Here is a 13,095-nt window from a genome sequence, read left to right as displayed (position 1 = left end):
TTTTTGCCTGAATGGAAAAAGCATGGACAAGCTGGGTGCACTGAAAATGTTCGTGGTCACCGCGCAGCTCGGCAGTTTCAGCCGCGCTGCCGAGCAACTGGGCAAGACTCCGTCGGCCTTGACCAAAGCGGTCAATCATCTGGAATCCGAACTTGGGGCGCGGCTGTTCGAGCGCAGCACGCGGCGGATTCTGCTGACCGAAATCGGCCGGCTGTATCTGGAAACCGCACGCCAGGTGCTGCAACGGCTGGACGAGGCCAGTGAGGAAATCGAGCAGTTGCAGCATGGCCTGCGCGGCAGCCTGAAAATCACTGCGCCGCTGGCCTATGGGCGAGCGTTTCTCGATCAGGTGTGTGACGGCTTTTTACAGCAATACCCGCAGATCAGCCTGCAAGTGGATTTGTGCGACGAATTCGTCAATCTGCTGGAAAGCGGTTACGACCTGGCGTTGCGTGAAGGGCACGATGATTTGCCGGGGTTGATCGCCCGGGTGGTCGGCAGCAATCGTCTGGCGCTGTGCGGCAGCCCCGAATACCTGGCGCGCAAGGGCTTGCCGGTCACGCCGCAAACCCTCGATCAGCATGAATGGTTGCTGTACCGGCATCCGTTGCTCAGCCGCGAATTCTGGTGGGCCGAGCGCGACGGCCAGCGCCTGAGCCTGGCGCAACCGACGGCGCCGCTGTTGCGCAGTGACAATTACGACCTGCTGCTGGCCAGCGCCCTGGCCGGGCGTGGCCTGCTGCACACGCCGCTGTGGAGTGCCGCGCCGTACATCGCCGACGGGCGACTGGTGCGGGTCATGGCGGATTACGAGATCGATCCGGACAGTTTTGGCCCGCACATTCTGGCGGTGTACCCGAGTCATCGGCGGGCTACGGCCAAGGTTGTGGCGTTTATCGACTACATCGCGGAGTTTCTGGCGGAGCGCGGTTTGAGCTGACTGGTGGTGCTTGTCAGGAAATTCCCACAAGAGTACAAATGTACTCCATGACGACTCTCACTCCTCGCCGTACCGCCATCCTGACCTTTATCCGCGAACGCATCGCCGAACACGGTCAGCCTCCAAGCCTCGCTGAAATCAGCGAGGCTTTTGGTTTTGCCTCCCGCAGCGTGGCGCGCAAGCATGTGCTGGCGCTCACCGAAGCCGGGTTTATCGAGGTCAATCCGCATCAGGCCCGGGGCATTCGTTTGCTCGGGCAACCTGCGCGGCCGGAGCTGCTCGAAGTCCCGGTACTCGGCCGGGTGGCCGCTGGTGCGCCCATCGGGGCCGATGCCGACCTGCACAATCGGCTGATGCTCGACCCGGCGCTGTTCTCCCGTACGCCCGACTACATGCTGCGGGTGCAGGGCGATTCGATGATCGAGGACGGCATTCTCGACGGCGATCTGGTCGGCGTGCGGCGCAACCCCGAAGCGCTCAATGGCCAGATCGTGGTGGCGCGACTCGACGGTGAGGTCACGATCAAACGCTTCGAGCGGGTCGGCGATGAGGTTCGCCTGTTGCCGCGCAACCCGGCGTACCAGCCGATTGTGGTGCGGGCCGATCAGGACCTGGCTATCGAAGGGGTGTTCTGCGGTCTGGTGAGGCAAGGCTGATGGGTGCCGTCGTTGCGCTGGATACGCTGTTCAATGGCGGCCAGGTCTGGAAGGGCCGGCCTGCGCCACCCGCCGCCAGCCCGCAACCCACCGGGCACGCGGCGCTGGACGCAGCGTTGCCCAGTGGCGGCTGGCCAGAAGCGGCGCTGAGCGAAATCCTGCTGGCCGGGCCCGGTGTCGGCGAATTGCAATTGGTGTGGCCGACGCTGGCGCGGCTGTCGGCGGCGGGCGAGCGCATTGTGCTGGTGGCGCCGCCGTTCGTGCCGTACCCGCAGGCGTGGGCCAATGCCGGGGTCGATCTGCGGCAGTTGTCGGTGATCCAGGCCAGCGAACGCGATGCGTTGTGGGCGGCAGAACAATGCCTGCGCTCGGGCAGTTGCGGCGCGGTGCTGTGCTGGCCGCACAAGGCCGATGACCGCGCCTTGCGCCGTTTGCAGGTGGCGGCGGAAACCGGCCAGACCCTGGCGTTCGCGTGGCGCCCCTTGAGCGAAGCGGTCAACCCGTCGCCGGCCGCGCTGCGCATCGCCATCGATGCCCGCCCGGCGCAATTGCGCGTGCTCAAGTGCCGGGGCGGACTGGCGCGCAGCGCACCGATTGCCTTCACCGTGGGGCATTGAGGTCGCCATGCGCTGGGTTTGCATTCTGTTCCCGCAATTGGCCCTCGACGCCGTGCTGCGTCAGCGCCCCGATCCCGAGCAACCGTTGGCGCTGCTCAGCGGCCCGGCCCAGCGGCGGGTGCTGCAAGCGGTCAACCCGGCGGCGCGGGCACTGGGCTTGCGTCCCGGGCAATCGATGACCGCCGCGCAGGCCATGAGCAAAGGGTTTGCCACCGTCGATTACGATTCGGCCGAGGTCGAGCACTGGCAGCAGTTTCTCGCCGCCTGGGCCTATCGTTTCAGCGCCCAGGTCAGCGTGCATTACCCGCGCACCGTGGTGTTCGAGATCGAGTCGAGCCTTGGGCTGTTCGGGTCCTGGGCGCAGTTCGAAGCGCGCTTGCGCACGGAACTGACGGAGCTGGGCTTTCGTCACCGCATCGTCGCCGCGCCCAACCCGGTGGCGGCGCGAGTACTGGCCAACGCCTATGACGGATTGGTGGTGCCCGACGGTGAAGCCCTGCGCCATCACCTCGGGCAATTGCCGGTCGACCGCATCGGGCTTGAGCCGAGCGTGGCCACGGCCTTGTCGCGCATGGGCCTGCGCAACCTCCATCAGGTGCAGAACCTGCCGCGTCAGGCCCTGGCCCGGCGTTTCGAGGCGCCGATGCTCAAGCACCTGGACACGCTGTTCGGCGCGCGACCGCTGGCGCTGGCGTTCTACCTGCCGCCGGATCGCTTCGACGTGCGCATCGAACTCAATTTCGACGTGCAGTCCCATCAGGCGCTGCTGTTCCCCTTGCGCCGCCTGACGTCCGATCTGGCGGCGTTTTTGTGCGGGCGTGACAGCGGCGTGCAGCGCTTCGATCTGCACCTGGAACATGCGGGGCTGCCGGACACGCTGATCAAGGTCGGCCTGCTCAGCGCCGAGCGCGATCCGGCGATGCTCTTTGAACTGGCCCGTGGCCGACTGGAGCAGGTGCAGGTCGAAGCCCCGGTGCGCGGCTTTCGTCTGCGCGCCGAGGATCTGCCGAGTTTCGTGCCGCAGTTTCAGGAACTGTTCGACGACCGCCCGCAGCAGACCTTGCCCTGGGAGCAACTGCGCGAACGCCTGCGCGCACGGCTGGGCGATGAGGCGGTGCAGGGCCTGCGCTTTCAGGCCGATCATCGCCCGGAGTGCGCGTGGCAGAACGCCGACGACAAGCAGCGTTGCCCTGCATTGCCGTGCGTGCAGCGTCCGGGCTGGTTGTTGGGCGAGCCGCAGTCGGTGCCCGAAGGTTCGGCGCGCATCCTCATGGGTCCGGAGCGCATCGAGTCCGGCTGGTGGGACGGTGACGACGTGCGCCGCGACTATTACCTGATCCAGAACCGCGCAGGCCAGCAAGGCTGGGCGTACCGGGCAGTGGGTGAGGTCGGTCCGTTGTGGCTGCAGGGCTGGTTCGCATGAACCAGGGTTATGCCGAGCTGCACTGCCTGTCGAATTTCAGTTTCCAGCGCGGCGCGTCCAGTGCGCTGGAACTGTTTCAGCGCGCGAAAAAGCACGGCTATCAGGCGCTGGCGATTACCGATGAATGCACCCTCGCCGGGATCGTCCGTGCCTGGCAGGCAGCCAAGTCAGTGGAGTTGCCGCTGATCATCGGCAGCGAAATCCGTATCGAGAACGGCCCGAAACTGGTGTTGCTGGTGGAGAACATCGAGGGTTATCAGGCCCTGTGCGGCTTGATCACCCAGGCTCGACGGCGTACCCAAAAAGGCCAGTATCAAATACTGCGCGAGGACTTCAGCGAGCCGTTGCCGGGATTGCTGGTGCTGTGGGTGCCGGAGGCGGTCGATGAGGTGGAAGAGGGGCGCTGGCTGAAACAGACGTTCGGCGAGCGGCTGTGGCTGGCGGTGCAGTTGCATCGTGGGCAGAACGATCAGCAACGGCTTGCCGCACTGTTGAGTCTGGCGGATGAGCTGCAAATTCCAGCCGTGGCCAGCGGCGATGTGCACATGCATGCCCGTGGCCGGCGAGCCTTGCAGGACACCATGACCGCGATCCGCCATCACGTCCCGGTGGCCGAGGCCGGATTGCGCCTGCACCCCAACGGCGAGCGGCATTTGCGCAGCCTCGATGTATTGCGCGAGCTGTATCCACAGACCTTGCTGGACGAATCGCTAAAGCTGGCCCGCCGCTGCACCTTCGATCTGGGCGAGTTGCGCTATCAATACCCCAAAGAGCTGGTGCCCGAGGAACACAGCGCCAGTTCCTGGCTGCGCCACCTGACCGAACAAGGCATCGCCTGGCGCTGGCCGAAAGGCGCACAGCCCAAGGTGCTCAAGCAGATCGACGATGAGCTGGAGCTGATTGCCGAACTCGGCTACGAAAGCTACTTCCTCACCGTGCACGACGTGGTGCGCTTCGCCCGTGAGCAGAAAATTCTCTGTCAGGGCCGGGGTTCGGCGGCCAACTCGGCGGTGTGTTTTGCCCTGGGCATCACCGAGATCGACCCGGACCGCACCACGCTGCTGTTCGAGCGTTTCATGTCGAGGGAGCGCAACGAGCCGCCGGACATCGACGTCGATTTCGAGCACGAACGCCGGGAAGAAGTCCTGCAATACGTGTTCCGTCGTTATGGCCGCCGTCGTGCGGCGCTGACCGCGGTGGTCAGCACGTATCACGCTTCCGGTGCGATCCGCGATGTGGCCAAGGCGCTGGGCTTGCCGCCGGACCAGATCAATGCGCTGGCCGACTGTTGCGGTCACTGGAGCGATGAAACCCCACCCGTGGAGCGCCTGCGCGAGGGCGGTTTCGACCCCGAAAGTCCGCTGCTGCACCGGGTGCTGAGCCTGACCGGGCAACTGATCGGCTTCCCCCGGCACCTGTCGCAGCACCCCGGCGGTTTCGTGATATCCGAGCAACCGCTGGACACTCTGGTGCCGGTGGAAAACGCCGCTATGGCCGACCGCACCATCATCCAGTGGGACAAGGATGACCTCGATGCGGTCGGGCTGCTCAAGGTGGATATCCTCGCCCTCGGCATGCTCAGCGCGATCCGCCGCTGTTTCGACCTGCTGCGCCGCCATCGCCATCAGGACCTGAGCCTGGCCACCATCCCGCCTGAGGATCGCCCGACCTACGACATGATCAGCCGCGCCGATACCATCGGCGTGTTCCAGATCGAGTCCCGGGCGCAGATGTCGATGCTGCCGCGTCTGCGCCCGCAAACCTTCTATGACCTGGTGATCGAGGTGGCCATCGTCCGGCCGGGGCCGATACAGGGCGGGATGGTCCATCCGTACCTGCGCCGGCGGAACAAGGAAGAAGAGGAAACCTATCCGTCCCCGGAACTGGAAGTGGTGCTCAAGCGCACCCTCGGTGTGCCGCTGTTTCAGGAACAGGTGATGCAGATCGCGATTGTCGCCGCCGACTACAGCCCCGGCGAGGCTGACCAGTTGCGCCGCTCCATGGCGGCGTGGAAACGCCACGGCGGGCTGGAACCGCACAAGGAACGGCTGGCCGCCGGCATGAAGAAAAACGGCTACAGCCCGGAATTCGCCGCGCAGATCTTCGAGCAGATCAAGGGCTTCGGCAGTTACGGTTTCCCCGAGTCCCACGCCGCCAGTTTTGCCTTGCTGACCTATGCCAGTTGCTGGCTCAAGTGCCATGAACCGGCGGCGTTCGCCTGTGCGCTGATCAACAGCTGGCCGATGGGTTTCTACAGTCCGGATCAGATTCTTCAGGATGCGCGCCGGCATCATTTGCAGATCCGTCCGGTGGACGTGCGCGCCAGTGACTGGGATTGCAGCCTGGAGCCGATTGCCGGCGAGCAACCGGCCATCCGCATGGGCCTGCGGATGATCAAGGGCTTTCGCGAGGAAGATGCGCGCAGCATTGAAAGCGCGCGGGCGAGGGGGGCATTTGCCGATGTCGCCGATCTGGGTGAGCGGGCCGGGCTCGACAGTCGCGCCCAGGCGTTGCTGGCCGACGCCGGGGCGTTGCGCGGCCTGGCCGGTCACCGCCATCGGGCACGCTGGGAAGTGGCCGGGGTGCAGAAACAGCTCGGGCTGTTTGCCGGGTTGCCGAGTCAGGAGGAACCGGATGTGTTGCTGCCGACGCCGAGTGTCAGCGAAGACCTGTTCACCGACTACGCCACCCTTGGCACCACACTGGGGCCGCACCCGCTGACGCTGTTGCGCAACGAGTTGCGGGCGCGGCGCTGCCGCAGTTCCCGGGAGTTGCTGGAGGTCGAACATGGCCGGCCGGTCAGCGTGGCGGGGCTGGTGACCGGGCGTCAGCGGCCGGGCACTGCCAGTGGCGTGACCTTCGTGACCCTGGAAGACGAGTTCGGCAACGTCAACGTGGTGGTCTGGCGCGATCTGGCCGAGCGTCAGCGGCAGGTGCTGGTGGGCTCGCAATTGCTCAAGGTCGATGGCCGCTGGGAGCGGGAAGGCGAGGTGCGGCACCTGATCGCCGGACGCTTGAGCGATCTGACTCCGCTGCTCAACGGCATCCGCGTACAGAGCCGCGACTTCCACTGATCAGCGCTGTGGCCAGAACCGCTCGCCACCCCCCGGCGCCTCCGTCCACGCTTGCAACGAGCGGGTCGGCAGGTCGAAGTAGTCTCGGGTCCGTGCATAACCATGCCCGCCCATGCGTCCGATCGCATCCAGCCCCAATTGATCGATGTACAGGGTTTTCGGGTCGATCAACTCGTCGCGCACATGCGCCATCAACACCTCGCCAAAAATGATCTCCCGCGACTGACCGATGTTCAGCGCCATCATCCGCCGACATTCCAGCGCCACCGGTGCTTCGCCGATTCGCGGGCATTTGACCGAGGTGCCGGGGATCGCTGTCAGGCCCGCTGCGGTCAACTCATCGAAGCCCGGCGCGAACGGCACGGCGCAGACGTTCATGGCCTCCACCAAGGCGTCACTGACGATGTTGACGGTGAACTCCTGATTCATCTGGATATTGCGCGTGGTGTCCTTCGGACTCTGGTCGCCGTAGTTCTCCACGCCGAGCGCGAGAATGGGCGGATCCGCCGACAGCGCATTGAAGAAACTGAACGGTGCGGCATTGACCCGGCCTTCGGCATCGATGGTGGTGACCAGTGCAATCGGGCGCGGCACCACGCTGCCGATCAGAATCTTGTATTTTTCCCGTGGACTCAGTTGGCTGAAATCGAAGCTGTGCATGGCAGTGTTCTCTAAAGAAGTGGATCGATGGCGCTCAACGGCGCTTCGGCGCTGTAGGCGTCGGCGAACGCAATGGCCGGCTGGAACAGCTTTTTCCAGTCCGGTCGGCCAAAGGCCCGGTCGCTGTGGCTGCGCATCAGTTTTTCGTATTGGCGCTGGGCCTGGCGTTGCAGAGTGGGGTAGTCGACGCCGTTGACCTGACCGTCGTGCATCACGCAGCGACCGTCGATGTAACTGGCTAGGCAGTCGTCGCCGCGCCCGGCCAGCAGCAGGTTTTTCAGTGGATCGAACAGCGGGCCCAGGTGCAGGCCGCGCAGGTTGAACACGGTGATATCCGCTTTGGCGCCGGGGGCCAGGCGACCGAGGTCGTCACGGCCCAACGCCTTGGCGCCGCCGAGGGTCGCGGCGTTGTACAGGTCGAGGCTGCGGGTCTGCGACGGCCCTCCCTCCATGAGCCGGGCGATGTTCAGACCGTGGCGCATGTTGGCCAGCAAATCCGCCGGCCAGGTATCGGTGCCGAGGGCGAGGTTGATGCCTTTGGCCCGATAGCGGCCGAACGAATTCAGCGCCTCGCCGTCACGGGCGAACACCAGCGGGCAGTGCACCAGACTGGCGCCGCCGTCGATGACCCGTTGCAAGTCGTCATCTCCCGAGGTGTAAATGCCGTGGGGCAACAGGCTGCGCGGGTTGAGCAAATCCAACCGCTGCAACCAGCCCAGCGGCGTGGTGCCGCGCAACTGTTCGACCATCGCTACTTCGCCGGGCGCCTGACAGCAATGCAGACGCATCGGTGCGTTCAGTTCACGACTCAAGGCGGACGTGCGTTGGAGCAGCGCCGGAGTGCAGGTCTGGATGCGATCCGGCAGCAGCGCACCGCGAATCAACCCGGCGTGGGCGCCATCGAAATCCTTGAAAAACCGTTCGGCCGCATCCAGTCCCGCCAGGCCCCGAGCCTCATCCCAGTGATGGGCGAGGGTGCCGTCGGCGCGCCAGTAACTCATGCCGCTCATGTAGCAGGGGCCGAGATAGGTACGCAGGCCCAATTCGCCCGCGACGTCGGCGACAGCGGCAAACTCGTCGTAGGTCTCCGCCCATTCGCGGTAGTACATCGAAGTGATCGGCATGGCCGTGGTAATGCCGTTGCGGATCAACTGGGTGAAGGCGTAGCGGTACTTGAAGACCTCTTCTTCGGGGCTGAACGACTCACGCGGGCCGGCCGCCAGATACTCCGCCGACCACATCCGGCCCATCGCGCGTTCGTCGCCGTTGTCCAGAGTCAGCACGGTGGAGTCGAGATCGCCGAGGGCATCCAGGTCGATGAAACCGGGTCCGATCAGCGCATTGCCGTAGTCGATCCACTGATCCACCGGCCCTTGGTATCCGCGCCCGACAAACTCGATCCGTGAACCGGCGAACACCACTTCGCCGTCGCGCCACAGTACATGTTGCGTGCCGTCGAAACCGACCACGCAACCAGCCTTCAGACCGATCCGTTTCACAGACGGCTGCCCAGCAAACGACCGCCGCTCGCGATCAATTCGCCACCGCGATAGACCTGACGCACAGGGCGCGAAACTACTGCTTCGCCGAGGGTTTCGACCGGCATCAGCAGAAAGTCTGCCGGCCGGCCGATGGCGAAGCCGTAATCCTTGATCCCCAATGCGCGGGCACCGTTGCCCGTCGCCGCGTCGAAGGCTGCCGCCAGTTCATCGTCTTTGCCCAGATCAAAACGAAACGCCAGCAACATTGCCCGTTCCAGCATGTCGCCATTACCCATCGGCGACCACGCATCGCGAATGCCGTCGGAACCGAGGCAGACGTTGACGCCGGAGTCACGCAGCGCCAGAAACGGCGGCACCGCGCAGTCGGCCGGCGCCGAACTCATCAGCGAAATCCCCAGCGCAGCGAGGCGTTCGGCGACCGGTTTGACCTGGCTCCAAGGCAACATGCCGAGGCAATAAGCATGGCTGATCATCACCCGGTTGTGCAGGTTGAAACGCTCGGTGTAATCGGCGATCCGGGCGATCTGCCACAGGCCCAGTTCACCTTTGTCGTGCAGGTGAATGTCGACGCCACGCTGGAACTCGCGGGCCAGTTTGAACACGAAATCCAGTTGCGCGATCGGGTCGTTGTCGATGCCGCAGGGGTCGAGGCCGCCGACGTTCTCCACGCCCAGGGCCATGGCTTCGCGCATCAGCTCGGCGGTGCCGGGGCGGCTGATCAGGCCGGTTTGCGGGAACACCACCAGTTGCAGGTCGATCAGGTCGTTGTAGGTTTCGCGCAGTTGTTGCATGGCCTCGACGTGGCGCAGGCCGAATTCCGGGTCGATGTCGACGTGGCAGCGCATGGTCAGCGAACCCCGGGCGATGCAGTTTTCCAGCAGCGCGCCGGCGCGTTCGGCGATCGGCGCCTTGACTTCACGCAGCACACGGCGCTCGTTGCTGATGTAGTCCTTGAGCGTCGGGCCGGCGCTGTTCGGGCGCCAGGGCTGGCCGTACAGGGTCTTGTCGAGGTGGACGTGGCTTTCCACCAGCGGAGCGGTCAGGAGCTGGTTCTGGCCGTCGATGTCGGTGGCGGTCAGTGGAGCATTGGAGGCCGGGCGGCGTTGGCTGAACTTGCCGTTTTCGATCAGCAGGTCTTCGGCGGGGGCGCCGTAGGGGCGGATGTTTCTGAGCCAGCGGGGGTGGGACATGGGAACCTCGGTGTTCTTTGAAATTTTTCCCTCACCCTAGCCCTCTCCCGGAGGGAGAGGGGACCGAATGGGGGATATTGAAGAGCTACGCCGACCTGAACGATTGGCTGTGAATCCGTAATCAACTCGATTTCTCAGGTCGGCGTATCTCTCGAGACAATGCGGTCAGTCCCCTCTCCCTCTGGGAGAGGGCTAGGGTGAGGGGCTTCTCCAGGTCGAACTGGGTGGTCGGCGTTCAGATCAACCAGCGATCCCGAATCAACCCTTGAGCTTCGACCAGATCCGATCCTGCAGCTCCCGCGCCTTGTTGCTGCATTCCTTCTCCGGCCGCAGGCGCGAGGCGTATTCCTCGGGCATGTTGATCGCGTCCATGACCTTCCATTTCGCATCCAGCAACTGATCGCTCTGAATCCCGTTGGCATAGGCAATCGCGTTGGACACGGCCGCCGCGTTCTCGGGCTTCATCATCCAGTCGATGAAGATCCTCGCGTTGCCCGGATGCGGAGCGCTTTTCGGTACGGCGAAGTTGTCCTGGAACATCGCCAGGCCTTCTTTCGGGTACACGTATTTGATCGTGCTCTTCTGCAACGTGGCGCGGGCCGTCGAGCCGTTCCAGTTCTGCATCATGATCACTTCGCCCGAGGCCATGCGGTCGACGGTGTTGTCGGAGCTGTACATCTTCAAAAACGGTTTCTGTTTTTGCAGCAGTTCGAGGATGCGTTTGGCCTCCTGCGGGTTTTCCGTGCATTCGTCGACGTTCAGGTAATGACTGGCGGCGTTGATCACGCTGCTGGAAGTGTCGAGGGCGGCGAGCTGGCCTTGCAGTTCCTTGCGCGGTTCGAAGAATTCTTTCCACGAATCATCGAGCTTGCCGCCCGGTACCCGTGCGCTGTCATAGGAAAACCCGGTGGTGCCCCACAGGTACGGCGCCGAAAACTTGCGGCCCGGGTCGAAGCTCGGATCGCGGAACGGGCCTTTGACGTACTGGAAGTTGCTCAGGGTCGGAGCGTCGATTTCCAGCAGCAGGTCCTGCTTGATCAGCGTCTGCATGATCGACTGCGACGGCACGATCACGTCATACGCCGCGCCGCCGGCCTGCAATTTGGCGAGCAGGGTTTCGTTGCTGTCGTAGCCGTCCATGGTGACCTTGATCCCGGTCTCCTTTTCGAACTTGGCCAGCAGGTCCACCGGGTAGTAATCGGTCCAGTTGTAGAAGAACAATTGCTTGGGCTCGGCGGCGTGGGCGCTGAACGCGGTGAAACAACTCAGGGCCAGACCGGAAATTGCCAAACGCATGCTTTTGGTTTTCATGAACAGAGCGCTCCAGGTTTATTGTTGTTTGCCGCATTGGCCAAGCCAGAAGGCCAGCACCACCAGCACGATGGAAATCACCAGCATCAGGGTCGAAATCGCGTTGATCTCGGGCGTTACGCCGGCCTTGATCGCCGAGAAGATGTACACCGGCAACGTGGTCGAACCGGGCCCGGCGACGAAGAAGGTCATGATGAAATCGTCGAGGCTGACCACGAACGCCAGCACCGAACCGGACAGCACCGCCGGCCACAACAGCGGCAAGGTCACGCGGCGGAACACTTGCCACGGGTTGGCGTACAGATCGTTGGCGGCCTCCAGCAGGCTCTTGTCCAGATCGTTGAGCCGTGCGCGGATCGGCAGGTAGGCGAACGGAATGCAGAAGCCAATGTGCGCGACGATCACCGTCATCAGCCCAAGCTTGATGCCCAGGGCCATGAACAGCAGCAGGGTGGCCACGGCGGTGACGATCTCCGGCAGGATCAGCGGCAGGTTGATCCCGCCCTCGACCATTTTCTGTCCGTAGAACGGCCGGTAAGTCGCCAGGGCTGCGAGCAGTGCAATGGTCGTGGCGCAGACTGTGGCGATGGTCGCGACGATGATCGAATTCAGCGCTGCGGTCTGGATCGATGGATTGGCCAGGATCCGCCCGTACCAGGCGAACGAGAACTCGGTCCACACCGTCGCCGAGCGGTTGGCGTTGAAGCTGTAGGCGATCAACACCAGGATCGGCACGTACAGGTAGGCGAGGATCAGCAGGCTGATTTCCCGGGTTGCGGGGAGTTTTTTCAGGTGCAGAGAGATCATGCTTTCGCTCCCCGGTTCAGGGTTTTCACCGCGCTGCGGCTGTAGAGGGCGTAGAGCACCAGGGACAACAGCAGAATCCCCAGCAACAGGAACGACAACGAACTGCCGAGCGGCCAGTTGCGCGCGGTGCCGAATTGCTGCTGGATCAGGTTGCCGATCATCAGGGTCTTGCCGCCGCCGAGGATCGCCGGGGTGATGAAGGCGCCGAGGCTCGGCACGAACACCAGCAACGCGCCGGCAATCACGCCGGGCATCGACAGCGGCAGGATGATCCGGCGCAGGGCGTGCCAGCGGTTGGCGCCCAGGTCATAGGCGGCTTCCACCAGACGCCAGTCGAGTTTTTCCAGGGTCGAGTAGATCGGCAAAATCATGAACGGCAGGAAGCTGTAGACCAGACCCACGCTCACGGCGAAGTCGTTGTAGAGCAGGGTGATGCCGCCGGCACTCGGGAAGAGCGCGTTGAGGCTCTGGGCGACCCAGCCCTGTTCGCGCAGGATGATCAGCCACGCGTAGTTACGGATCAGCAGGTTGGTCCAGAACGGGATGGTGATGAGCAACACCATCAAATTGCGCCGGCGCGGGGTCAGGCTCGACATCCACAGCGCCACCGGAAAGCCGAACAGGAAGCACAACACCGTGGTGCCACTGGCCTGGAACACCGAGCGCAACAGCGCCTGGGCGTAGACCCAGTTCAGCTCCAGTTCGCCGTCGAAGCCTTCCTGGAAGAACAGCTGCACATAACTCTGCAGTTGCCATTGAGCCTGCCAGTCGACGCCGCCGTAGGTGTTGCGCGGCAACAGGCTGATGTAACCCATGATCCCCAGCGGAATGGCGATCAGGGCGAGCAGGGTCAACACCACCGGGCTGAGCAACAGCGCGCGATTGAGGGAGGGAGAAGTGCTGCTGACGCTCATC

General features: G+C 64.0%; 11 protein-coding genes. 5 read left to right on the top strand and 6 right to left on the bottom strand.

Going from position 1 to position 13,095, the window contains the following annotated elements:
• Nucleotides 1-22 precede the first annotated feature (22 nt).
• From ACODTD_RS07015 to ACODTD_RS06995, 5 genes are read left to right on the top strand one after another with little or no spacing between them, the layout of a single operon-like run.
• Nucleotides 23-940 carry a LysR family transcriptional regulator gene (locus tag ACODTD_RS07015; protein ID WP_489104642.1) on the top strand — a complete coding sequence of 306 codons (918 nt, stop codon included), beginning with the start codon at nt 23-25 and terminating at the stop codon, nt 938-940.
• Nucleotides 941-978: 38 nt separating this feature from the next.
• Nucleotides 979-1,596, top strand: a complete 618-nt coding sequence (gene lexA, locus ACODTD_RS07010) for a transcriptional repressor LexA (RefSeq protein WP_064381249.1) — start codon at nt 979-981, stop codon at nt 1,594-1,596.
• Complete coding sequence (gene imuA, locus ACODTD_RS07005; protein ID WP_011334534.1) at nt 1,596-2,213, top strand: translesion DNA synthesis-associated protein ImuA; 618 nt, start codon at nt 1,596-1,598, stop codon at nt 2,211-2,213. Before lexA ends, imuA begins: the two co-directional genes overlap by 1 nt.
• A gap of 7 nt (nt 2,214-2,220) precedes the next feature.
• Nucleotides 2,221-3,636 (top strand): Y-family DNA polymerase, encoded by a 1,416-nt coding sequence (locus ACODTD_RS07000; protein WP_221614541.1) that lies wholly within the window; start codon nt 2,221-2,223, stop codon nt 3,634-3,636.
• A complete protein-coding gene (locus ACODTD_RS06995) occupies nt 3,633-6,710 on the top strand; it encodes an error-prone DNA polymerase (protein ID WP_489104641.1) in 3,078 nt (1,025 codons plus the stop codon). The genes ACODTD_RS07000 and ACODTD_RS06995 overlap by 4 nt, the downstream gene beginning before the upstream one ends.
• On the opposite strand, the gene ACODTD_RS06990 is transcribed toward ACODTD_RS06995, so the two are convergent.
• The 6 genes from ACODTD_RS06990 to ACODTD_RS06965 form a co-directional block, all read right to left on the bottom strand.
• Nucleotides 6,711-7,370 carry a flavin reductase family protein gene (locus ACODTD_RS06990; RefSeq protein WP_011334531.1) on the bottom strand — a complete coding sequence of 220 codons (660 nt, stop codon included), beginning with the start codon at nt 7,368-7,370 and terminating at the stop codon, nt 6,711-6,713.
• Between the two features lie 11 nt (nt 7,371-7,381).
• Nucleotides 7,382-8,869 carry an amidohydrolase family protein gene (locus ACODTD_RS06985; protein WP_011334530.1) on the bottom strand — a complete coding sequence of 496 codons (1,488 nt, stop codon included), beginning with the start codon at nt 8,867-8,869 and terminating at the stop codon, nt 7,382-7,384.
• On the bottom strand, nt 8,866-10,062 hold the full coding sequence (locus ACODTD_RS06980) for an amidohydrolase family protein (RefSeq protein WP_011334529.1): 1,197 nt from the start codon (nt 10,060-10,062) through the stop codon (nt 8,866-8,868). Before ACODTD_RS06980 ends, ACODTD_RS06985 begins: the two co-directional genes overlap by 4 nt.
• Nucleotides 10,063-10,320: 258 nt before the next feature.
• Nucleotides 10,321-11,373: an extracellular solute-binding protein gene (locus ACODTD_RS06975; protein WP_221614545.1), complete on the bottom strand. Its 1,053-nt coding sequence runs from the start codon at nt 11,371-11,373 to the stop codon at nt 10,321-10,323.
• Between the two features lie 18 nt (nt 11,374-11,391).
• Nucleotides 11,392-12,180, bottom strand: a complete 789-nt coding sequence (locus ACODTD_RS06970; protein ID WP_489104640.1) for an ABC transporter permease — start codon at nt 12,178-12,180, stop codon at nt 11,392-11,394.
• Nucleotides 12,177-13,094 carry an ABC transporter permease gene (locus ACODTD_RS06965; protein ID WP_489104639.1) on the bottom strand — a complete coding sequence of 306 codons (918 nt, stop codon included), beginning with the start codon at nt 13,092-13,094 and terminating at the stop codon, nt 12,177-12,179. The genes ACODTD_RS06970 and ACODTD_RS06965 overlap by 4 nt, the downstream gene beginning before the upstream one ends.
• Nucleotide 13,095 lies beyond the last annotated feature (1 nt).

The organism is Pseudomonas sp. FG35, from assembly GCF_057809295.1.
The sequence above is the reverse complement of the archived record's forward strand: the minus strand, read 5'-3'. Positions and strand labels throughout refer to the sequence as shown.